This is a genomic window from Exiguobacterium undae DSM 14481 (assembly GCF_000620805.1).
Classification (GTDB): domain Bacteria; phylum Bacillota; class Bacilli; order Exiguobacteriales; family Exiguobacteriaceae; genus Exiguobacterium_A; species Exiguobacterium_A undae.
In genome coordinates, this window is record NZ_KK211187.1 from 2,732,677 (window position 1) to 2,753,656 (window position 20,980).

Sequence of the window (20,980 nt, forward strand, 5' to 3'; positions counted from 1 at the left end):
TTTTAATGAAAGAGGAGTGTTTGCTGTGTATCCTGAAAGCCCCTTTCCGGATCGACGCATTTTCTGCATCGACAGTGTCTCATTTTATGCCAGTTGTGAATGCCGGTATCGGAACTTACCTCCACTTACAACAAAACTGGCTGTCGTCTCTGACTTAAAACGTTCCGGATCCGTCGTCTTAGCAGCCAGTCCGGCTTTAAAAAAACTTGGAATCAAGACGGCCAGCCGCCTTTATCAGATCGAACAGTTGCCGGTCCGGGAACGGAAGCAGATCCTGCTCGTCGAGCCGCAAATGCTGGCTTATATGAAAACATCAATCGAAGTGCTTGATGTGTTACATCAATTCGCTCCGCTCGATGCCATCCGCATCTATTCCATCGACGAGAACTTTATCGACATGACCGGAACGGAACGTCTTTTCGGGACAGACGATGAAGCCGCCCAGGCCATTCAAAGCGCCATTTGGGAGCAAACCGGCATTCCAGTCCGCATCGGCATCGGTCCAAACAATGTCGTCGCGAAACTGGTCCTCGATTTACTCGGAAAACGCGAAGGTATCGCACGGTGCGGCTATGCAGATGTCTCGAGGTTGCTACACGACTTTCCGATTCGAAAGATGTGGGGCGTCGGTCAAAAGATGGAACAGCACTTGTTGGCACTCGGCATCGAAACGATCGGCGATTTGGCGGCCTCCCGCGTCGAAGACCTTCATGAACGGTTTGGTGTGCTCGGAGCCGAACTGTGGCATCACGCATGGGGCATTGACAGTTCACCGACGACGATCGATCCGACGGCATTGTTTCAGACTTCACCTGCTGTGCAGCGAACAATCGGACATGGTGTGACCCTGATGCGTGACTACTACCAGTATGAACAGATCCGTTTGGTTCTGGCTGAACTGGCGGGTGACGTCGCGGCCCGGGTGCGCTTCTCCAATCAAGTCGGTTGGACGGTTCATCTGGGTGTCCGCTATTCCCGGCATGTTTTACGATCGGGTTTTTCCAAACAACTCCGTCTCCCCTATCCGACCGCTGATGAACGGCTTCTGTTGCGTCATCTGCTCCAACTGTTCGAACCGAACTGGATGGAAGGCGAGCCGATTCGTTTTTTGTCGGTTGCACTTGGTCAGCTCACAGCAGATCAGGGGACCCTGCAACTGTCGCTGTTTGAAGACAACCGAAAAGTCTGGCGCAGAAAACGGTTGTTAAAAGCGATGGACCGTGTCAATCTGCGGTATGGCAAAGGAACGATCCGTCTTGCTGTGTCCTTCCTTGATACGAGTGTCGCCAAACGCCGGCTCCGGTTCGTCGGCGGTCACCCGGGAGGTGACCTGCATGACACGTTACCGTGACCGCGGAAATCTCAAATGGATTCCCTTTCTGATGCCGGAACACGTTCAACTGCTCAAAGCGTATTATCTCGAAAAACACCGGATTGATTTTCCGGTCATCGATGAACAATTGCAGTATCCATGGCAGTTCCTGCTTGAAGAAGCCTTAATAGAAGGAAACGAGTTGGAAATCACGTATTATAGTGAAAGAGGTTACGTCACGACATCCGGTTTCATCGAACACATTCATCGTGAACACGCGTATGTGGTTCTACGTGGGGCTTCACGGATTCAAATTCCGTTTATGGGAATTGTTCGGATTGAAAACGGGTAGAAGAGACAGGAGGCATCATACCTCGCGCACTTATTTTACGAATCGTGATTGAAAGAAGGAATGATGTAGATGATGGATTGGTTCATCGGACTCCCCGTCGTCCTGCAGGCGTTACTTGCCGGGATGATGACTTGGGGACTGACTGCACTTGGTGCAGCACTTGTATTTGTTTTTACGACCATTGAAAAACGCGTCATGAACATGATGCTTGGTTTTGCCGCCGGCGTCATGATCGCCGCTTCCTTTTGGTCCCTGCTCGCCCCTGCGATCGAGTTTACGGAAAAAGATGGCGGGATTGCCTGGTTGCCGGCGGCGCTCGGCTTTTTGGCAGGTGGATTCTTCGTCCGGTTGCTTGACTTCGTCACCCCCCATCTTCATCTGTCTGCTCCGCTCGAAACAGCCGAAGGTCCGTCGACCGGTTTAAAAAAGACGACCTTATTGTTTCTCGCGATCACTTTACACAACATCCCGGAAGGTTTAGCGATTGGTGTTGCCTTTGGTGCAGCCGCGCTCAACATGGACGGGGCGACAGTCGCCGGCGCGTTGACACTCGCGCTTGGGATCGGGATTCAAAACATGCCGGAAGGGGCGGCCTTGTCGATTCCGCTTCGTGGTGAAGGGATGTCACGCCGGCGTGCTTTCAATTATGGACAGCTGTCCGCAATCGTCGAACCGATTGCCGCCATGATTGGTGCAGCTGCCGTCTTCTTCATTCAACCGCTGTTACCGTATGCGTTGGCTTTCGCTGCCGGTGCGATGATCTTCGTCGTTGTCGAAGAATTGATTCCTGAATCACAGGCGGAAAACGGCTCAGACTTGGCCACACTCGGGTTAATGGTCGGATTCACCGTGATGATGATTCTTGACGTCGCATTAGGCTAATCTCTTTTGTTGATTGTTTTCTACGCATCAAAATAAGACGCTGACTCAAAAGTCAGCGTCTACAAAGACAAGGGTGGCAGATTACAATTCTGCCACCCTTGTCTTATTTAAAAAACATCACTTCCGTAAAATCCGCATCGCATTCAAGACCGCAAGAACAGTCACACCGACGTCTGCAAATACCGCTTCCCACATCGTCGCAATCCCGAAGGCACCGAGGAGTAAGAACACTCCTTTGACACCGAGCGCAAAGATGATGTTCTGATAGACGATTTTCCGGGTGGCACGCGCGACGTGGATCGCTTCCACCAGTTGCTTCGGTTCATCCGTCATTAAGACGACGTCTGCCGCTTCAATCGCGACGTCACTGCCGAGTCCGCCCATCGCGATGCCGACATCGGCCCGCGTCAGGACCGGAGCGTCGTTGATGCCGTCTCCGACGAACGCGACTTTTCCTTTTGCTTGTCGCAAAATCGCTTCCAGCTGGTCGACTTTTTGATCCGGCAACAGTTCCGCTTCGATCTGATCGATGCCAATCTGTTGACCGATTCGTTGTGCCGTCTCCTGCCGGTCGCCGGTCAACATGACCGTTCGACGGACACCCAGTTTTTTTAGATCCTGTAAGGCGTCGATTGTGCTGGATTTAATCCGGTCCGCAATCCGGATAACCCCGAGGTACGTTCCATTTTTGGCAACATGGACATACGTCCCGTCTTCCGTCTGATCAAGCGGCGTAAAGCCCAGTTCCTTGAACCAACGGGCGTTCCCCGCCTCCAGCTGATCCGTTCCAAACCGTCCGGTGACACCGGATCCGGCCACTTCCCGGTAGTCTTGTCCCGCCACTCTGACGACACCACGCGTCGCGTACAGGCGTTGGATTGATTTCGCGATCGGATGATTGGAGTGTTGTTCGACCGTCGCAGCCGCCTGCAACAGTTCTTCGTCCGATCCACTTGCCGGACGCAGTTCGACGACTTCAAACACCCCTTCTGTCAGGGTCCCGGTTTTATCGAACACGACCGTATCCAGCTGTTGCAACGCTTCAAGGTGATTACCCCCTTTAACGAGAATCCCCCGTTTTGAAGCAGCACCAATCCCGCTGAAGAATCCTAACGGAATCGAAATGACAAGCGCACACGGACAACTGATGACCAGGAAGACAAGTGCCCGGTAAATCCAGTCCCCCCATGTCGCCCCGCTGATCAGGAGTGGTGGCACGACCGCGAGCAATGTTGCAATCACAACGACGACAGGTGTGTAGACACGCGCGAAGCGGGTGATGAATTTTTCTGTTGGTGCTTTATGACGCGACGCGTTTTCCACTAAATCAAGAATTTTAGCAACCGTTGACTCACCATACCGGCGGTCGACTTGAATCAACAGATGTCCATCCGTATTGATCGTCCCGGCTAAAATCGAATCGGACGGTCGGACCCGTCGCGGGACCGACTCGCCGGTCAGGGCGGTTGTGTCGATGAAGGCTTCCCCTTCAAGGACCGTCCCGTCCAAAGGGATTTTTTCGCCTGCCCGGACCAGAATCCGCTGACCAATCGTCACCTGATCCGGCCGGACTTGTCGTCCGTCTGCAAGCGTCGCGACATCCGGGCGGATGTCCATCAGTTCAGCAATCGATTTCCGGGATTGATCCACCGCACGATGTTGGAAAAACTCGCCGATTTGATAAAACAGCATCACGGCGACGGCTTCCGGATATTCGCCAATCAAAAACGCACCGATCGTCGCAATGAACATCAGGAAGTTCTCGTCAAACACCTGTCCGTGTCGTATGTTCCGGACGGCCGTTCGCAAGACATCCCATCCGATCAATAAGTACGCAATCGCAAAAAATAGAAGGTCAATTGATCCCGGGACGAGATACGCCCCGGCGAAGGACAGCAGACCCACACCATATTGAATTTTTTTCGTCCGGGTCAAAAACGGTCCGTGCTCATGATGATGACCGTGATCGTCCTCGCCGTCTGGTGCATCCGGTCGCGTGAGCACAACATTGGGTTCCAGTTCCTGAACTCGATTAACGACCGCGCGATAGGTGTCGTCGAGTATTGCTTCTTTTTCGTACGTCAGATACAGTTTTTGCCCGGCAAAATCCAAATTGGCTTGCTCGATGCCGTTGACGTTCGAAACACCGCGTTCGACTTTGGCTGCACAGTTGGCACAATCAATTCCGGTCACGTGAAGTCGTTCTGTTTTGGTTTCCATCTTCTCACCTCATTCAAACGATTGTTTGATTATAAAATCAGTGTACTCCCTTTTTTGGTCTGCGACAAGTCATATTTGACTCAGACCTGCGCCCGATATTTCGATTAGTTCTATCTCAGAAGAATAAAACATGATATGTTTTTAATTAGAAAAATATAGAAGGAGAATAACATGACTATCATTGAATTACTTAAAGCACTTTTACTCGGTTTCGTCGAAGGGATGACGGAATTCGCCCCTGTTTCCTCAACCGGACATATGATCATCGTTGACGATATGTGGCTCCAGACATCAGAATTCTTAGGTCAGTATTCCGCGAATACGTTTAAGATCGTCATCCAGCTGGGATCGATCCTCGCCGTCATCGTCGTCTTTTGGAAACGGTTGTTCAGCCTGATTGGTCTCTATAAGATCGAAGGCGAACATGATGCAACGGGTACACACAAACTGAAATTGCGTCACGTTCTGATCGGTTTACTCCCGGCAGCCGTTCTTGGTCTGTTGTTTGAAGACTTCATCGATGAGAACCTCTTCTCGATCGATACGGTCATCATCGGTCTTGCGGCCGGAGCAATCTTGATGATCGCAGCCGATAAATTCGGACCAAAAGAACCGAAAACCACGACGCTTGACCAAATTTCTTACCGTCAAGCAGCACTCGTCGGTCTGTTCCAATGTATCTCGCTCTGGCCCGGTTTCTCCCGGTCCGGTTCAACGATTTCCGGAGGGGTGTTCCTCGGGATGAACCACCGGACGGCAGCGGACTTCACTTTCATCATGGCTGTTCCAATCATGTTCGGCGCGAGTGCCTTGTCACTCTTCAAGAACTGGGAGTATATCAAAGTAGCAGACCTTGGATTTTATGCAGTCGGTTTCATCGCTTCATTCGCTTTTGCATTGTTGTCGATCCGTTTCTTCTTGAAACTGATTAACAAGATCAAACTTGTCCCGTTTGCAATCTACCGTCTCGTTTTGGCAGCAATTCTTGCCGTCATCGTTTATCTGTAATTTTCAAACTACCAGCGAATCGCTGGTAGTTTTTCATTTTCATGAAACTAATTAAGAGTGATTAGGGTATATATAGTTGAGATACAGAAAAAGGAGTGAACGTAGTTATGGCACGCAGAAATCGTGGAGGGTCCAAGTTACCTCTCATCATCGGGATTGCCGTCGTCGTCCTCATCGCATTTTTAGCGATTGGACAGTACAACAGTCTCGTCAACGTCGAAGAAGACGTTTCAAACAAATGGTCACAAGTCGACAATCAGATTAAACGCCGGGCGGATTTGATTCCGAACCTGGTTGAAACAGTTAAAGGCGTCGCCGGTCAGGAAGAAAAAGTCTACGGTGATATCGCCGAGGCACAAGCGGGTCTTGCCCGTGCGGCTTCGACAGAACAACGGATTGAAGCCGATCAGCAAGTCACCTCTTCGCTTCGCGGATTGATTGCCTTGCAAACGACGTATCCGGAACTTAAATCAAGCGAACGATTCCAATCGTTGATGGATACACTGGAAGGAACAGAAAACCGTCTTGGTATCGCACGAAAAGATTATAATGATGCCGTGACCGTCTACAACAAAAAACGTCGCAGTTTCCCAACTTCGCTTTATGCTTCGGCGTTTGGTTTTGAGAAAAAACCATATTATGAAATCTCAGAAAGTGACCGTGAAAATCCAACGGTTGACTTCAATAGTGATTCGAAATGATTTGGCGAAGAACGCGACTGCTTTTCACCGCGTTCCTCGTCTTCTTCCTTCTGACTCCGACTGCCGAAGCCGTGTCAGAACGCACGGGCGCAGCATTCTTCATCCAAGATGATGCCCAGCTGCTGTCTGCGTCGGAAGAAGCGGAACTCGCTCGTCTCGGTCAAGAACTCGAACAGTATACGACGGCACAAGTCGTCCTGAAGACCATCCCTGATTTAAAAGGACAGGATCTAAGCACGTATGCCAATGAGACATTCCGGGCGCAGGGCATCGGTCAAGCCGGGAAAGATAACGGAGTGCTCGTCGTCGTGGCTCCAAACGAACAAGACCGAAATTTTCGAATCGAGGTCGGTTACAAGCTGGAAGGCATCTTGACGGATATTACCGCCGGACGGATTCTCGACAAGTACGCGGTTCCGTACCGCGATCAAGGTGAGTATGGCAAGGCGGCTTCCGAAACGTACAAAGCCGTCGTCAGCTTCATCTCAAAAGAACAATCGCTCGAATCACAAGATCCGGTTAAACAAACTAACGACAGCGGGTTGAGCACATGGGCAAAAGTCTTGATCGGCGCCGGTCTCGTCTTGTTGCTGTTTCTTGATATGAAGTTCACCGGCGGCATGTTCTTCTTTGCGATCATCAACCTGTTCTCTGCCATCATGCGAGGCGGTGGTGGCGGTGGCAGTCGTGGTGGCGGCGGAAGTTCCGGCGGCGGTGGCGCAGAAAGGTAAGGATTTGACATGACACTTTACTCGAGTATCCTTCTATTTTACGGCGTGATGACCGTAATCGGATTTGTTTCGATGTGGCGGGATAAACGCCAAGCGAAACAACGGGCCTGGCGGACACCGGAAGCCACCTTGTTGACGATCGCTTTTCTTGGTGGGGCACTCGGGACATTGCTTGCGATGCAACTTGTCCGTCATAAAACACGGACCGCTAAGTTTCAATTGTTCGTTCCGCTCGCGATTTTACTCCATGCGACCGTCTGGATTTTATGGATCCGGTCGTGATGCTTTAGATTATGTACTAATCAACCGATAAAAGAGAGAGACGAATTCGTCTCTCTCTTTTTTTACTTTGGTCAATGGAGAGGTAAATAGTTGATATCAGGTTTGTATATAGATTATCTTCGGGTAAAGAGTTTAACCAATTTAATAAATACATCTTTTTCACGTGTATTTGAAATAAGAGAGGTGGACACCCATTCATGTGGCATCCTTGCGCCGAGTGTACAACGACAATCCGTTTTATCGAGACTGGTTCTCTACATATCCAGTCCCCTGCATCCGAAGTGTTTTCCTACGCTTCTTTTGAAGAACTGGAACAATTACTGACAGCGACTTTACGTATTGCTGACTTCCCGGTCTCCTGCCGGGCAGTTGGATCACGTCTCGCCACACCGGTTCTCGCTGCTTCTGTTTTACTGGAGCAGTTACACAACCGGCAGACGATCGATTTCATTCAAAATGGAATCATGACCAGTCATCTGCAACCGATCTTTAACATTCAGGACAACACCCTGTTTGCCAATGAAGCGTTGCTTCGGGCAGCAGACGAAAATGTCTCGATGTCGCCTGGTCTGCTCTTCTCGACCGCTTCGAAGATGGGACTCCATTCAAGACTCGATCAACGGGCACGTGAGGAAGCGATCCGTGCGACCCATTTAGTCGGCGGTACGGCGAAGACATTTATCAACTTCCTTCCTTCAACAATCTACAATCCGGAGTATTGTCTCCGCCATACGTTCGAAATCGTCGAACGATACAATGTCGATCCAAGCCGACTCGTGTTTGAAGTTGTTGAGACGGAAAAAATCGAAGACATCAATCATTTAAAGCACGTGTTCGAACAGTATAAAAAACAAGGCATTCAAGTCGCATTGGACGATGTCGGTGCCGGATTCTCGACGCTCGATATGTTGTCACTCCTGCAACCGGATTACATTAAAATTGACCGTGCCTTCATCTCCCACTGCGATACGGTCGCAGAAAATGAAGCCTTCTTACGAAAAGCACGTTATTTAACAAAAGAGATGGGCATTCAAATTCTTGCAGAAGGCATCGAACGCCAAGAAGAACTCGACCTCTGCCGGGAACTGGGCTTTGACTTCGGACAAGGATACCTGCTTGGTCGTCCTGCCCCGTATCAACAACTTGCCAAAGCCCAATAAAAAAATCCTGCCTCCGGATGTTCGGGGGCAGGATTTTTTTAACGTGTACTCAATGCGAACGAACGGCTTGTTGATCATTTTTCATTAAAGTTGCCAACATCGTACGGGGAGACAGATCGGTCTCGATCAATTGACAGAGGGGTTCTTGACCAATTCGTTCCGCTAAATTTTCTCGCTCCGCTTCCGTCAAACCAAGCTCTGTACTTGTCGTCGGTTGCTGATTGTCTTTTAAATAGTGCTGTAATTCTTCGTAAGACTGTGTTTCACCAAGCAATAATTCCTGGACCAACAAGCCATACCCGACTTTGCTTCCATGGAGGATTGTTTTGGTTGAAGGGAACGGTGACAATGCGTTGTGAACACCGTGTCCGATCGCTCCGCGCGTCGCTTCGTCACCAAATCCACCGACACTTCCAGCAAGCGGAATGACCGTCTCCACCAAGTGTTGAATGGATGACGGATAGGCTTTAAATTGTTCCGGACTGATCGGTGTCCGCAAAATCAGCGCTTTACAGTGTTCGGCCATCCGCAACGCGGACTCGACAACCGGATCGTCTGCCGATGTGCCGCTGAGGGCGCGTGCCTCATACCACTTGGCTAACGTATCAACGAGTCCGGCAACGAAATAATCATATGGACTATTGGCAAGAATCCGGTGATCGAGCAACAAAGCCTCGATGACGACGGGAATCGTATCAAACCGCACGTACTGTCCCTGCTGATCATACATGACACTGAGCGGTGTCCACGGGGCACAATTTGAAACAAGCGTCGGAATGACGATCAAGGGACGGTTTTGTTTGACGGCGACCTGCTTTGCCGTATCAATCAATGACCCTCCGCCAACGGCGACGATGACTTCGTACGTCGCACATCGTTCTGCCAACCGCTCAACTTGTTGATCCGTACAATGTCCGCTGAACTCGATTTTTGGTAGTTCCGGAAGATAGCCTCGGGCGGCTTCGAGCGCCTGTTTCCCGTGCAGCATGACGGCTTTTCGATCCGCTAACAGTGTTGTGAGCCGATCAACCGCCCGTTCTTCATGTATGTATTGCAAAACTGCTTGACGAATCATCGTTATCCCTCATTCCATTATTTGTTAACGCTCAGTATACGGAAGTCCCCCGCTGAGTTCAACCCTTCGTTTGATTCGATTTTCAGCAACAGAAGGCGTACACTAAATAAGCAGAACATTGCTGAACTAAGGGGGATTCAAAATGGAATTCATCACATTAAACAACGGACTTGTCATGCCGCAACTCGGGTACGGTGTTTTTAAAGTACCGGAACAAGAGGTTTATGAAGCGGTACGGGAAGCACTACAGGCCGGTTACCGGTCCATCGATACGGCGATGATTTATGAGAACGAAGCCGGTGTCGGACGCGCTTTGCGGGATTCGGGAATTCCCCGGGAAGACATCTTTTTGACGACGAAAGTCTGGAACAAGGATCAAGGTTATGATCAGACGCTCGCTGCGTTTCAAACGAGCCTCGACAAACTGGGTGTCGACTATGTCGATCTTTATTTAATCCACTGGCCGATGCCGGATGAGGATTTATACATGGACACATGGCGTGCGCTCGAACACCTCTATGCCGAAGGAAAAACCAAAGCCATCGGTGTCTCGAACTTCCACGTCCCGCACCTCAAACGGATTCTCGAAGAAGGAACGGTTGTGCCGGCCGTCAACCAAATCGAACTGCATCCGTTCCTGAGCCAGGAAGCGATCCGTTCGTTTTGCCGGGAACACGGTATCTTCGTCGAAGCATGGAGTCCACTGATGAAAGGACGCGACGCCTTGACAGAACCGGTCATCGTGGACATCGCAGCGCGACACGACAAGACGCCGGCCCAAGTCATTTTGCGCTGGCACCTTCAACACGAGATCATCGCCATTCCAAAATCCGTCACCCCAAGCCGAATCCGGGAAAACCTGGACGTATTTGACTTTGTGTTGTCGGCGGACGAGATGAACCACATCGACCAATTGAACCGCAATGAACGGACCGGTTCCAATCCGGATGACATGCATAAAAAATAAGACAAAAAAATCAAGGTGGCAGATTTGAAATCTGCCACCTTAATCTGTGTTACAAACGATTTTCAACTCATCACTTTTTGATTAACGATCCAAATCATTTCCGTGGTCTTGTTTCGCCAAATCGTCTGTGCGGTCGGCGGAACGGTTTGGACGATGAAGATCCTCTTTGTCATCCGTCTTCTCGTCTTCGTGACGGGCTTTTTGTTCTTCCCACTCCGGACGTTTGAAGTCATCATCACGACGCATCGCTACGTTTGGTTCGCGATCTCCGGCCGGCTTCGTGTTCTCGATCGCCTCTTCGTCTTGCGGCATCTTGTCTGTTCCTGCCCGGTGCAAATCGATTTCGGCATGTTCTTCTTTTGAATCCTTGTCGACGTCAAGCGGATTCCCCGATCCCAATTGGGCGTTGGAGTTCGCATCGTCTGATGTATGCGTCTCTTCATAGCTGCCGTAACGTACTTTGACGTCCGGATGTGTATTGTCTGTATTTAGATGGGGATCAAACTGAATGTCCTGGACTTCGAGCAACAAGACGAATCCGCCGCCTTCGACTTCCGTTTTATGGACTTCGACTTGATCTGCCGGTAAATCAAGTGAACCAAACAAATTATCCACTTCTTGGTCACGTCCTTGATTGCCGCGGATCCGATCGATCCATGACGGTTTCGTCGTCGCGATCTCTGCGTCCATTTGACTGCGGACAAGTTGCAGATTCGATTTCTCTTTGACGATGATATAAAAATCTTCTTCGCGATGACCTTGCTGATGCAACTCATCCATTTTCGAGATTAATTCTTCTTCTTTATAAAACGTTCCGATATACTGTTTTGTTTTCATACCGATCCATCCCCTTATGCACGATTTTAGTGACGTACTGTCTTATAAGGACTATTTCCTTTTTCCGACTAAAATATGCCACCAAGTCGGCTCGGATGAGAAAAGTAATCTAAATGATATGTTTATTCCCCAATCAGCTTTAATCCGATGGTCGCACTGATAATCAAACCGATACAGACCAACCGTTTCCAGTCTTTCGCTTCCTTGTAAAAGATCATACTGAGAATCGTACCACCGGCTGCTCCGATTCCGGTCCAGACCGCGTATGCCGTTCCCATCGGCAGTTCATTCATCGCCAAGGTCAGGAATAAAAAACTGAACCCGAAACCGGCAAACATCAAAATCAGGTTTTTCGCGTTTTTCTGCTGATTAAACGTATTAATCAAGACGACACCTAACATTTCAAATAAACCCGCCAAAATCAAATAGAACCAACTCATTGTTTTTCACCCTCCCCACTGACTAACTTCAGACCGATGACACCAACAAGTAAAACGGCAATCAGCATCAACTTGATGAGCGACGCGGATTGACCAAACAGCAGAATGTCGGTCAACACCGTACCGGCTGTTCCCAGTCCGACGAAGACGGCATAGACGGTTCCGACCGGCAGATGATTACTGACTTTAATCAAAACGCTGAAACTGACAATGATGCTGATGATCGTCGCCCCCCACTCGAGTGGTGTCGTTGCGTGTTTTAATCCGATGACCCAGCCGACTTCAAAAAAAGATGCCAGGACGATACTTAACCAATATTTTGTCATGTTATTTCCTCCTCACAGATGTTGGTTCAAACAAAAAAGCCCGGGAGCAAGCGTAAAAAACGCTTTACTCCCGGGCTTTTATCCCTCCGTTGCATGAGGTGTCCCTCATGTTCCTCCCTTGGTCCAGCCGAACGGAACCCTAGAGGATTACTCTTCTTTTCATTCGATACCCCGACTTTAGCACGCTTGATTTTACCTGTCAAACAGGAAAATCGCCAAAAGTGGCTAATAGGTATAGAGAGTCAACTACAGAGGAGGAGTCCATCATGCGCTACAAAATCAATGACCAACTGCGAATCCGCCGTTTCACGCCAGAAGACTTGGAAGCCGTCCATGCCTATGCCTCACAACCCATCGTGAGTCAGTATCAGTCGTGGGGACCCAACTCCGAAAGTGATAGCAAACAGTTCATTCACGACGCTCTCGAAAGTGAGCTCGAGAGTCCACGCCGCCGCTATGTCTTTGCGGTTACCTTTCCAGATGATCACGTGATCGGAGCTGGCGAACTCGTCATCACCGATACCGAACATAAAACGGCTGAGATTGGTTACATCTTGTCTCCCGACGAATGGGGAAACGGCTATGCCACCTTCATTGCCAACTTTTTACTTGAATTCGGTTTTGAGAAACTGGAACTGCACCGGATTACAGCGACGTGTGACCCGCGAAATGTCGCCTCCGAACGTGTCCTCCAAAAAGTCGGGATGACAAAAGAAGGACAACTTCGCGAAACGGTGTATCTGGAAGACCACTGGCGCGATTCCCTCATTTACGGCATGCTCGATTGGGAATGGCAGGTTGATCATGAAGACGATCAAAAATAACTCAGACCGGTGCCTCGAAGGAGGCATCGGTTTTTTTGTATCTGACCACCCCTGTTTAATTTGGTGGATGATTGACTTTTTTTGATATCTTTTTACACTATAAAAATTGAACATGGTAAACTTAGTTTTAGCTGGATTAAAATTAATTTTCTATGAGAAATGGAGTTTACATACGATGCCTCTTTCGAAAAAATGGTTCACCTCACTGGCCGCCTCCGTCATGCTGTTCAGTTCGTTTCCGGTCCAGGGACTTGCGGAAGGTGAAGCCGCTCCGGCAGTCGCCGAGCAACAGACGGACGTCGCGACCGGCAAACAATTCACGCAAGCAGAAACACCGGTCTTTGAAACAACGGACAGTACGGACGCCCTTCAAACTTTACCTGCCGCGACGGAAGTCGAGACGTTCGGGACAGAAGGTCTGTTTACACGCATCCTGCTCGACGGTGTCCATCGATTCGTTAAGACCGACCAATTAGCCGCCGCTCCAACTTATTCAAAAATCGACAGCCGCTATACGAATAAATCGACACCGCTTTATACGACAGCTACTTCAGAGACAGTGACAACCGATACGTTGGCTCTGAATACGGCAGTCGATACATACGGACAAGAAGGACTGTTTACACGCATCAAGCAAGGCACCGTGTATCAGTTCGTGTTGACGGCGGATCTCAGTGCAACTCCTGTCTATGCCACGACCGGAGAACGTTTTGTCCAACAGAAAACAGCCGTCTACCCGACGGCTGATGCCAATGGAACCGCCCTTCTAGAATACGCCGTCAATCAATCCGTTGAAACATTCGGAACGTCAGGCATGTTTACCCGGATCAAGTTGAATGGTCGTTATGCTTTCATTTTGACAGCTCATCTCGGAACAACAAAAGTCACCTCGCATTCGGTGACCGGCAAAAAATACAGCCAACAACTCACGCCTGTCTATCCAACCGCTTCTGCCACCGGAAAACCGCTTGGCACACTGGCACAAAATCAACATATCGACATCTACGGCATTTCCGGTGACTATACGCGTGTCCGGTTGAAGGATACATATGGTTTTGTCTTGACGGCACACCTTGGGGATCTTGCATTTTTTGAACAGACTGCCCGCCTGTACGTGCAGAGTCCGACGCCGGTCCGTCAAGCAGCGAGCAGTACGAGTCCGGTTCTCGCCCAACATCAGACGAATACACTGCTGACGGTCTACGGAACGAGCGGCGCCTACAGCCGGATTTTATTCCGCGGTCAGCATGCCTTCGTCTTGACGAGTGCTTTGGCACCCTTAAAAGTATATGCCAAAACGGACCGCCTGTACGTCCAGGCATCGACCCCGATTCGTCAGGCAGCAAGCAGTTCCAGTCCGATTTTAAAAAATCATCAAACGAATACGTTATTGACCGTCTATGGCACAAGTGGCGCCTACAGCCGGATTCTGTTCCGCGGTCAGTATGCCTTCGTTTTGACGAGTGCCCTTGCGAAAACAAAAGTCTTCGCGAAGACGGGACTTCGGTATGCGGCTAAAAACACATCAATCTTCAAAGACACGACCGCGAAAACCGTTCTCCGTTCGATCAAACGAGCGGAACCGATCGAGATTTACGGGGCAAGCGGTTCGTTCACACGGGTCAAGGTCGGTTCAGTGTACGGTTATATCAAAACGACGGATCTCGTCACGAAAAAACCGGATTTGTATGATGTCACCGGAACCCGTTATGTGCTCGAGGATAAACTGGTCGTGCATCCAAAAGCCAGTCTGACGGGAAAAATCGGGACGCTCAAAAAAAATACCGCCCTGTCGATTTACGGCAAGAGCGGCTACTATACCCGCGTCAAAGTCGGGACGACGTTTGGTTTCGTCGACTCAAGTAAACTCGGCTTAAATAAACCGGTCGCGCGTCCAAAAGTCGGAACGGTCTTTTATGTCCATTTTGATCAGACACCGCTGTTTTCAGCCGATGTCGCGTACAGCCGTCCTGCCGCCTATCTCACGAAAGGCACGAAGCTGATTGGTCTGAAAGCGATTGACGACGACTTCTGGCAAGTCCGGTTACCAAACGGAACGACCGGTTACGTCATCAATCCCTATATCGGGACGACAAAACCGGATATGCGTTACACCCAACAAGCGGTCAATCGTTTAAAGACGTATACCGTCAAAGCGACGACGTCTTATTTCGCAACACCGGCCAGCCCGAAAAGTGCCGGTTTGATTGAACAAGGAAAACGTGTTTATCCCCGGTATCGTGTCGGAAACTTCTACGTCATTCAATCCGGCTGGTCCCCTGTCTATCTGCCGGTCAGTGCCGTCACCGTCACGAGCGACACACGGATTGCCCAGAAAAATACGTCACGCGGCGAAAAGTTGATCCAAGCGGCGGCCAAACATTTGGGAACGCCGTATACGTGGGGATCACAAACGTCAGCCAACGGCGGCTTCGACTGTTCTGGTTTGATTCATTACGCAACGAACCAAGCCGGGAAATACGGGGGACGGACAAACGTCAGCGGCTATTGGTACGGCGCCTTCTTTACGAACCGTCGGACGACGATCAGCAGTGGAAAACGCTCGGATATCGTCTTCTTCGAGAATACGTATACCGATGGTCCGTCGCATATCGGCATCATGCTCGACAATGAATATTTCATTCATGCCGGCGGCTCGCAACTGCAGATCAATTCCATCTATGAACCGCGTTGGCGCGAACATTTCCTTGGCTTTAAATCGATGTAACATCACAAACAAAAAAGAGGGTCTGACTTTAAAGTCAGCCCTCTTCGCTTATCGTTCAGAACGTCATCTCGACGTATTTCGCGACTTGACGGTCTTCGAGATACAACTCGATTTGTTCACGGTATGCTTTATAATGGTCCGATGCGATATGCGCTTCGAGTGCAGCCTCATCTTGGTAGACTTCATAAAGCATGAACTCATGTTCATTTTCAATCGATTGATGTAACGTATAGCGTAAGCAGCCCGGCTCGTTTTGTGTGGCTTTGTAAACCGTGCTTAAAATGGGAAAGACTTGATCCGCTAATCCTGCTTTGACTGTAAGAACGGCATTGACGATGATTTCACCCATGTGTTAATTCCTCCTCTGATTTGATTACCTCTACCTGTACCCGTTTTTCCTAAAGACATACCGTAAAGGATGATTTTGATGTTAGAAACCCTGTTTACCCATCTCGCACAACAAGAAGCCGAGATGATTCGTTTACGCCGCGATTTTCACCGCCATCCGGAATTGTCGTTTCAAGAAGTCCGGACACCGGCCAAAATCATCGAATACTATGAATCACTCGGTATCCCGTATCAAAAAAATGTCGGGGGTAACGGTATCGTCGCGACATTACAAGGGGCGCGTCCCGGAAAAACGATTGCCGTCCGTGCCGATTTTGATGCATTACCGCTTCAGGAAGAAACCGAACTGTCGTTTCGCTCAATCCGTCCCGGTGTGATGCATGCCTGCGGACATGATGGACACACGGCAATCGTCCTCGGACTCGCTGCTGCCTTTCAACCGTTGCAGGAAGAGCTCGAGGGCACGATCCTCTTCATTCATCAACACGGTGAAGAAGTGTTTCCGGGTGGTGCCATTCAAATGATCGAAGATGGCTGCCTCGACGGGGTCGATGCGATTTTTGGTACCCACCTTGAAAACGATCTTCCGGTTGGGACAATCGGTTACCACAGCGGACATACATTATGTGCCATCGATGAATTTGAAATCGTCGTCCACGGTCAAGGTGGTCATGCCCAAGCCCCCCACCGGACGCAGGATGCACTCGTCGCCGGCGCACAGCTCGTCTGTAATCTTCAGCATCTCGTCAGTCGACGGGTCGATCCGTTTGAGCCGGCGATTGTCGCCATCGGTTCGTTTCACGCCGGAACGGCTCCGAACATCGTAACCGGCGAAGCACGGATTGTCGGAGAAATCCGGACGTTTAATGAACAGCTCCGGCATCAGTTGCGCCAGCAGGTGGATCTGGTCGCCCGGACGACGTGTGCCGGAATTGGTGCTACGTATTCCATCGATTTCACGACCGGTTATCCGTCGCTTTGGAATCATCCGAATGAAACGAAGCTCGTCCAGGAAGCGGCCGGCTTTTTACCGGAAGGACACGTCCGTGAAGTCAAACCGATGATGGCTGCCGACGATTTCGCCTATTACCTGGAGCAGGTCCCGGGCAGTTACTTCTTCACCGGTTCTGCGAAGACGGACGGTCGAACGATTTATCCGCAACACCATCCAAAGTACGAAATCGACGAGCAGGCTTTGCTGATCGGAGCCAAAACGTTAGGGGCCACGGTTCTCCGCGCCTTACAAACATAAGGATTGACTTTCCACTTTTGTGAATGGTATTATCATCCCAACGATAACGAACTTACATCAACTTCATATAACACTTATCAAGAGTGGACCGAGAGATCTGGATCGATGACGTCCCAGCAACCTGCGTACAGCAAGGTGCTACGACCAGCAAAGCGAAAGCTTTGGTTGATAAAAAGCGGCGACTCCTTTTGCAACCAAGCAAAGGAGTCGTTTTCGTTTTCTCGCTGTCAGAAATGAGAGCATTACGGTTCAAGGAACCAAGGGAAAGGGAGAGATGACATGGAAAAAGCAACATTTGCAGGAGGATGTTTCTGGTGCATGGTGACACCATTTGAGGAATTACCGGGTATTCACAGTATCGTGTCCGGTTATACAGGAGGACATGTCGACAACCCGACATATGAGCAGGTCAAAACAGGAACGACCGGGCATTCCGAAGTCGTCGAGATTACATTTGATCCGGCACTGTTTTCGTACGAACGGTTACTCGAACTGTACTGGCCGCAGACGGATCCGACCGATGCCGGCGGACAATTCCAGGACCGCGGCACACAGTATGCACCGGCAATTTTTTATCATACGGAAGAACAACGTCTCGCAGCGATTGCGTCGCGTGACGCGTTAGCGGCAACAAACCGCTTTAAGCAACCGATCGTCACACGGATTGAACCGGCGCACGCTTTTTATCCGGCGGAAGAGTATCATCAGGACTTCCACAAAAAAAATCCGGCGCACTACAAAAAAGACCGGAAAGCGTCCGGTCGCGATGCCTTTATTGACGTCGCCTGGAAAGAAGAAGCAACGGTCTAAACAAAATGCCAAAAAGGGATTGCCCTCTCACACGGATGGGCAATCCCTTTTTTCATTTTTCCAGCCGAGATCTTGCGGTCCAACGTGACGTACCTGTTGTCGTCCACTCAGGAAATCGCTTTGATATCCTCTGCTTGTTCCGTTTCATCCACAACTTGATACCGTTTTAAAACAAAAATCCCGGTCAGCATCACGGCGAGACCGGCTATCTGCCCAAGCGACAGATCAACCTGCGGCAGACCAAACCAACCGAAGACATCGACGCATAAGGCGAAACTCAGTTGTGAAATCAAGACGACCGAAATCGCGATCGAAGGACCGAGCAGTTGAATCCCCCGCATGACACAAAAAACAACCCCGACGCCGACTAATCCGCCAAACAAATACAACGGTTCAACTTCACGGACTGCCGAGAGTGTTCCTCCGCGAAAGAAGAGTAAGGCAAGCAACGAGCCGAGCAATCCGACAAAAAAAACTAACGTCGTCGTCGCCCACGCACCGAAGGCATGACTCATCCGCGCATTCAACACGGTTTGTAAACTGATCATCATCCCGGCAACGACGGCACAAAACATTCCTAATCCCATTTGGTTTCCTCCTTTGATTCACTTCAGGCGAGCGAAAAGATCAAGACGCCGGTCAACATCAATCCGACACCGACCCATTGTCCCCGGTTGCTGCTTTTTTTGATGACACCGAACCAGCCGTTCAAATCAATGACAAAAGCACATAGAATCTGTGCGACGAGTAATAACGACATCGCCCACGTCATTCCAAGCAGTTGAATCGACGTCAGTTCCGTAACGACGACTAACACGCCGAGCAATCCGCCGCTGGCATAAATCAACGGCAACTTTCGAAAACCGCCGATTTTCCGGTCACGGACAAACCCATAAATCAACAAGCAACCCATCAAACCGACAAAGTGAACGATCGTCACGGATAACCATGGACCGACCGCGTCACCCAGCCGGGCATTAAAAATGCCTTGCAAGGCAATAAACAATCCACTGAATAAGGCAAACACGATTCCTTGCATCTTCATCCTCCTTTTTCTCCAATTATGAGTAGACCGCATTCCGCCCGACTTTGAAAAGGACAAATGTCCTAAAATGCCAAAAACACAAAAAAAGAGCAGACCAACTGGCCTCCTCCTGAAATCAATCCGTTATGTGTTTACGGAAATGGTCGAGAAATCCGTTTATGCGCCTCGTCCATCATCCGGTCAAATAATGCCTGAACGGTCGGAATATCTTCAATTAACCCGGAGACAAGACCGGCGTTGACATATCCTGCTGTCTCGTCGCCCTCGAGTGCCCCTTTGATATGAAACGATTCGTTCGTTTTTTCTTGGAATTCAGCGAGTGATGCCGGACGCAACCCGTCCACATACGCTCCGTTCAAGACACGCCGGACTTGTCCGACCTCACGCCCGATGATCCGTGTCTCGAGATCATCCGCCTGCACAAGATGATTTTTATACTGCGGGTGCACACAGGACTCTTGTGTCGCAATCAACCGGGTTCCCAGTTGAACGCCTTCCGCCCCTAGCATCCAGGCAGCCGCAAGACCACGACCGTCGCCGATTCCTCCGGCCGCAAGTACCGGAATCGTGACCTGATCGGTGATTTGCGGAATCAATGTCATCGTCGTCAGTTCGAGCGGTGAGTTGATCCCGGCTGCTTCGACTCCTTCCGCCACCAATAAGTCAATCCCGGCCCGTTCCGCTTTGACCGCCTGTTTGACGGACGCGACGACACCAATCGTCCGGATGCCTGCTTCCTGTAAACGTGCCAGAAAAGGCGCCGGGTTCCCGGCGGATAACGAGACGACCGGAATTTGTTCCTCGATCGCTAACGTGATCAAGTCTTCCGTATATGGGGAAACACGAATCGCGATGTTCAAGGCAAATGGACGTGACGTCAGGCGGCGCGTGGCTTCGATCAACTGTTTGACTTCAATGGGCGACATCGTTCCGCAGCCAATCGTGCCCAGTCCCCCTGCGTTCGAGACCGCGGCCGTCAATTCGGCATGACTGATGTTTCCCATTCCCCCTTGAATAATCGGGATTTCAATCTGTAAGCTGGTACATACACGAGACATGGTCTCCCTCCGTTTCCGTCACTAAGAATGATATACTATGTAAGACTGAATTTTAATTCATTTTTAGAAAAGAGGCGTTGTTTGATGAACATTCCCTACCGCGATCTGTCTCCTGCCCTTGCGGCAAACGTATTTGTCGCTCCCGGTGCTTTTTTGATCGGTGACGTGACGATCGGTGAAGAATCGACGATCTGGTTTAATGCCGTCCTCCGCGGGGACGAAGGACCGATTACAATCGGCAAACGGTGCAGCATTCAGGACAATGCAACGATTCACCTGTACGAAGGCGCTCCGGTCATCGTCGAGGACGAAGTCACCGTCGGACATAATGCAATCCTGCACGGTTGCAAAATCGGGCGCCGTTCCATCGTCGGGATGGGCGCGACGGTCCTCGATCATGCCGAAATCGGCGAAGAGTGTATCATCGGAGCCAATACATTGATTCCGTCCGGCAAAAAATTCCCGCCCCGCTCCTTGATCATCGGGTCACCCGGCAAAGTCGTTCGCGAACTGACACCGGCCGATTTGGAAATGATTCAAGAATCGATCGATTCCTATGTCGATAAAGGATATGCCTTTCGGAAGCAACTGGCCGAGGGTTGACCGTCATCAAGAAAACGCT

23 protein-coding genes and 1 riboswitch are annotated in these 20,980 nt (G+C 50.2%); of the genes, 14 read left to right on the forward strand and 9 right to left on the reverse strand.

The annotated features are described in order from the left end of the window. Positions 1 to 25 precede the first annotated feature (25 nt). The 3 genes from P397_RS0114850 (at position 26) to P397_RS0114860 (ending at position 2,546) form a co-directional block, all read left to right on the forward strand. On the forward strand, positions 26 to 1,351 hold the full coding sequence (locus tag P397_RS0114850; RefSeq protein WP_028107011.1) for a Y-family DNA polymerase: 1,326 nt from the start codon (positions 26 to 28) through the stop codon (positions 1,349 to 1,351). Then, positions 1,335 to 1,664 carry a YolD-like family protein gene (locus P397_RS0114855; RefSeq protein ID WP_028107012.1) on the forward strand — a complete coding sequence of 110 codons (330 nt, stop codon included), beginning with the start codon at positions 1,335 to 1,337 and terminating at the stop codon, positions 1,662 to 1,664. The genes P397_RS0114850 and P397_RS0114855 overlap by 17 nt, the downstream gene beginning before the upstream one ends. A 69-nt stretch (positions 1,665 to 1,733) precedes the next feature. Beyond that, entirely contained in the window at positions 1,734 to 2,546 is an 813-nt protein-coding gene (locus tag P397_RS0114860; protein ID WP_035387680.1) for a ZIP family metal transporter, read from the forward strand. Positions 2,547 to 2,663: 117 nt separating this feature from the next. Here the strand turns inward: P397_RS0114860 and P397_RS0114865 are convergent, their stop codons facing one another. Beyond that, positions 2,664 to 4,766, reverse strand: a complete 2,103-nt coding sequence (locus tag P397_RS0114865) for a heavy metal translocating P-type ATPase (RefSeq protein WP_028107013.1) — start codon at positions 4,764 to 4,766, stop codon at positions 2,664 to 2,666. A gap of 171 nt (positions 4,767 to 4,937) precedes the next feature. Between P397_RS0114865 and P397_RS0114870 the strand changes: the two genes are divergently transcribed. The 5 genes from P397_RS0114870 to P397_RS0114890 all read left to right on the forward strand — a co-directional run bounded on the left by P397_RS0114870 (position 4,938) and on the right by P397_RS0114890 (position 8,648). Continuing rightward, positions 4,938 to 5,774 carry an undecaprenyl-diphosphate phosphatase gene (locus P397_RS0114870; RefSeq protein WP_028107014.1) on the forward strand — a complete coding sequence of 279 codons (837 nt, stop codon included), beginning with the start codon at positions 4,938 to 4,940 and terminating at the stop codon, positions 5,772 to 5,774. A 107-nt stretch (positions 5,775 to 5,881) separates the two neighbouring features. Continuing rightward, positions 5,882 to 6,475 (forward strand): LemA family protein, encoded by a 594-nt coding sequence (locus tag P397_RS0114875; protein WP_026833999.1) that lies wholly within the window; start codon positions 5,882 to 5,884, stop codon positions 6,473 to 6,475. Continuing rightward, positions 6,472 to 7,206, forward strand: a complete 735-nt coding sequence (locus P397_RS0114880) for a TPM domain-containing protein (protein WP_028107015.1) — start codon at positions 6,472 to 6,474, stop codon at positions 7,204 to 7,206. Before P397_RS0114875 ends, P397_RS0114880 begins: the two co-directional genes overlap by 4 nt. 9 nt (positions 7,207 to 7,215) lie before the next feature. After that, positions 7,216 to 7,488: a DUF1294 domain-containing protein gene (locus tag P397_RS0114885; RefSeq protein WP_028107016.1), complete on the forward strand. Its 273-nt coding sequence runs from the start codon at positions 7,216 to 7,218 to the stop codon at positions 7,486 to 7,488. Between the two features lie 197 nt (positions 7,489 to 7,685). Then, positions 7,686 to 8,648 carry an EAL domain-containing protein gene (locus P397_RS0114890; RefSeq protein ID WP_028107017.1) on the forward strand — a complete coding sequence of 321 codons (963 nt, stop codon included), beginning with the start codon at positions 7,686 to 7,688 and terminating at the stop codon, positions 8,646 to 8,648. Positions 8,649 to 8,697: 49 nt separating this feature from the next. Here the strand turns inward: P397_RS0114890 and P397_RS0114895 are convergent, their stop codons facing one another. After that, positions 8,698 to 9,723, reverse strand: a complete 1,026-nt coding sequence (locus P397_RS0114895; protein ID WP_028107018.1) for an iron-containing alcohol dehydrogenase family protein — start codon at positions 9,721 to 9,723, stop codon at positions 8,698 to 8,700. Between the two features lie 142 nt (positions 9,724 to 9,865). On the opposite strand from P397_RS0114895, the gene P397_RS0114900 reads away from it, so the two are divergent. Next, a complete protein-coding gene (locus P397_RS0114900; protein WP_028107019.1) occupies positions 9,866 to 10,690 on the forward strand; it encodes an aldo/keto reductase in 825 nt (274 codons plus the stop codon). Positions 10,691 to 10,771: 81 nt separating this feature from the next. Here P397_RS0114900 and P397_RS0114905 read toward each other — a convergent pair whose 3' ends face one another. The 3 genes from P397_RS0114905 to P397_RS0114915 all read right to left on the reverse strand — a co-directional run bounded on the left by P397_RS0114905 (position 10,772) and on the right by P397_RS0114915 (position 12,293). After that, complete coding sequence (locus P397_RS0114905) at positions 10,772 to 11,527, reverse strand: general stress protein (RefSeq protein ID WP_028107020.1); 756 nt, start codon at positions 11,525 to 11,527, stop codon at positions 10,772 to 10,774. A gap of 122 nt (positions 11,528 to 11,649) precedes the next feature. Then, positions 11,650 to 11,967, reverse strand: a complete 318-nt coding sequence (locus P397_RS0114910; RefSeq protein WP_028107021.1) for a DMT family transporter — start codon at positions 11,965 to 11,967, stop codon at positions 11,650 to 11,652. Continuing rightward, entirely contained in the window at positions 11,964 to 12,293 is a 330-nt protein-coding gene (locus P397_RS0114915) for a DMT family transporter (protein WP_028107022.1), read from the reverse strand. The genes P397_RS0114910 and P397_RS0114915 overlap by 4 nt, the downstream gene beginning before the upstream one ends. Positions 12,294 to 12,559: 266 nt before the next feature. On the opposite strand from P397_RS0114915, the gene P397_RS0114920 reads away from it, so the two are divergent. Beyond that, a complete protein-coding gene (locus P397_RS0114920) occupies positions 12,560 to 13,117 on the forward strand; it encodes a GNAT family N-acetyltransferase (protein ID WP_026834008.1) in 558 nt (185 codons plus the stop codon). 175 nt (positions 13,118 to 13,292) lie between these two features. Then, entirely contained in the window at positions 13,293 to 15,845 is a 2,553-nt protein-coding gene (locus tag P397_RS0114925) for a C40 family peptidase (RefSeq protein WP_235184007.1), read from the forward strand. Between the two features lie 55 nt (positions 15,846 to 15,900). Here P397_RS0114925 and P397_RS0114930 read toward each other — a convergent pair whose 3' ends face one another. After that, the gene (locus P397_RS0114930) at positions 15,901 to 16,194 is read right to left on the reverse strand and encodes a putative quinol monooxygenase (protein WP_028107024.1); all 294 of its coding nucleotides are present in this window, start codon (positions 16,192 to 16,194) and stop codon (positions 15,901 to 15,903) included. A gap of 78 nt (positions 16,195 to 16,272) precedes the next feature. Between P397_RS0114930 and P397_RS0114935 the strand changes: the two genes are divergently transcribed. Continuing rightward, positions 16,273 to 17,445 carry a M20 metallopeptidase family protein gene (locus P397_RS0114935; protein ID WP_028107025.1) on the forward strand — a complete coding sequence of 391 codons (1,173 nt, stop codon included), beginning with the start codon at positions 16,273 to 16,275 and terminating at the stop codon, positions 17,443 to 17,445. Positions 17,446 to 17,516: 71 nt separating this feature from the next. Further along, positions 17,517 to 17,620: riboswitch (SAM riboswitch) on the forward strand. 104 nt (positions 17,621 to 17,724) lie between these two features. Then, positions 17,725 to 18,255 carry a peptide-methionine (S)-S-oxide reductase MsrA gene (gene msrA / locus P397_RS0114940; protein ID WP_026834012.1) on the forward strand — a complete coding sequence of 177 codons (531 nt, stop codon included), beginning with the start codon at positions 17,725 to 17,727 and terminating at the stop codon, positions 18,253 to 18,255. A gap of 107 nt (positions 18,256 to 18,362) precedes the next feature. On the opposite strand, the gene P397_RS0114945 is transcribed toward msrA, so the two are convergent. From P397_RS0114945 to P397_RS0114955, 3 genes are all read right to left on the reverse strand, one after another. Next, entirely contained in the window at positions 18,363 to 18,842 is a 480-nt protein-coding gene (locus P397_RS0114945; protein ID WP_028107026.1) for a DMT family transporter, read from the reverse strand. A 23-nt stretch (positions 18,843 to 18,865) separates the two neighbouring features. Beyond that, positions 18,866 to 19,294: a DMT family transporter gene (locus P397_RS0114950; RefSeq protein ID WP_026834014.1), complete on the reverse strand. Its 429-nt coding sequence runs from the start codon at positions 19,292 to 19,294 to the stop codon at positions 18,866 to 18,868. Positions 19,295 to 19,431: 137 nt separating this feature from the next. Next, entirely contained in the window at positions 19,432 to 20,358 is a 927-nt protein-coding gene (locus tag P397_RS0114955; RefSeq protein ID WP_028107027.1) for an NAD(P)H-dependent flavin oxidoreductase, read from the reverse strand. A gap of 84 nt (positions 20,359 to 20,442) precedes the next feature. On the opposite strand from P397_RS0114955, the gene P397_RS0114960 reads away from it, so the two are divergent. After that, entirely contained in the window at positions 20,443 to 20,961 is a 519-nt protein-coding gene (locus P397_RS0114960; RefSeq protein WP_026834016.1) for a gamma carbonic anhydrase family protein, read from the forward strand. The last annotated feature ends 19 nt before the right edge of the window (positions 20,962 to 20,980 follow it).

Bases quoted from the DNA above. Each gene is read 5' to 3' on its own strand.
- P397_RS0114905 (WP_028107020.1), bottom strand. From the start codon at position 11,527: ATGAAAACAAAACAGTATATCGGAACGTTTTATAAAGAAGAAGAATTA.
- P397_RS0114910 (WP_028107021.1), bottom strand. From the start codon at position 11,967: ATGAGTTGGTTCTATTTGATTTTGGCGGGTTTATTTGAAATGTTAGGT.
- P397_RS0114920 (WP_026834008.1), top strand. From the start codon at position 12,560: ATGCGCTACAAAATCAATGACCAACTGCGAATCCGCCGTTTCACGCCA.
- P397_RS0114855 (WP_028107012.1), top strand. From the start codon at position 1,335: ATGACACGTTACCGTGACCGCGGAAATCTCAAATGGATTCCCTTTCTG.
- P397_RS0114950 (WP_026834014.1), bottom strand. From the start codon at position 19,294: ATGCAAGGAATCGTGTTTGCCTTATTCAGTGGATTGTTTATTGCCTTG.
- P397_RS0114860 (WP_035387680.1), top strand. From the start codon at position 1,734: ATGATGGATTGGTTCATCGGACTCCCCGTCGTCCTGCAGGCGTTACTT.
- P397_RS0114870 (WP_028107014.1), top strand. From the start codon at position 4,938: ATGACTATCATTGAATTACTTAAAGCACTTTTACTCGGTTTCGTCGAA.
- msrA (WP_026834012.1), top strand. From the start codon at position 17,725: ATGGAAAAAGCAACATTTGCAGGAGGATGTTTCTGGTGCATGGTGACA.
- P397_RS0114960 (WP_026834016.1), top strand. From the start codon at position 20,443: ATGAACATTCCCTACCGCGATCTGTCTCCTGCCCTTGCGGCAAACGTA.
- P397_RS0114880 (WP_028107015.1), top strand. From the start codon at position 6,472: ATGATTTGGCGAAGAACGCGACTGCTTTTCACCGCGTTCCTCGTCTTC.
- P397_RS0114890 (WP_028107017.1), top strand. From the start codon at position 7,686: ATGTGGCATCCTTGCGCCGAGTGTACAACGACAATCCGTTTTATCGAG.
- P397_RS0114925 (WP_235184007.1), top strand. From the start codon at position 13,293: ATGCCTCTTTCGAAAAAATGGTTCACCTCACTGGCCGCCTCCGTCATG.
- P397_RS0114955 (WP_028107027.1), bottom strand. From the start codon at position 20,358: ATGTCTCGTGTATGTACCAGCTTACAGATTGAAATCCCGATTATTCAA.
- P397_RS0114935 (WP_028107025.1), top strand. From the start codon at position 16,273: ATGTTAGAAACCCTGTTTACCCATCTCGCACAACAAGAAGCCGAGATG.
- P397_RS0114915 (WP_028107022.1), bottom strand. From the start codon at position 12,293: ATGACAAAATATTGGTTAAGTATCGTCCTGGCATCTTTTTTTGAAGTC.
- P397_RS0114875 (WP_026833999.1), top strand. From the start codon at position 5,882: ATGGCACGCAGAAATCGTGGAGGGTCCAAGTTACCTCTCATCATCGGG.
- P397_RS0114900 (WP_028107019.1), top strand. From the start codon at position 9,866: ATGGAATTCATCACATTAAACAACGGACTTGTCATGCCGCAACTCGGG.
- P397_RS0114885 (WP_028107016.1), top strand. From the start codon at position 7,216: ATGACACTTTACTCGAGTATCCTTCTATTTTACGGCGTGATGACCGTA.
- P397_RS0114945 (WP_028107026.1), bottom strand. From the start codon at position 18,842: ATGGGATTAGGAATGTTTTGTGCCGTCGTTGCCGGGATGATGATCAGT.
- P397_RS0114930 (WP_028107024.1), bottom strand. From the start codon at position 16,194: ATGGGTGAAATCATCGTCAATGCCGTTCTTACAGTCAAAGCAGGATTA.
- P397_RS0114865 (WP_028107013.1), bottom strand. From the start codon at position 4,766: ATGGAAACCAAAACAGAACGACTTCACGTGACCGGAATTGATTGTGCC.
- P397_RS0114895 (WP_028107018.1), bottom strand. From the start codon at position 9,723: ATGATTCGTCAAGCAGTTTTGCAATACATACATGAAGAACGGGCGGTT.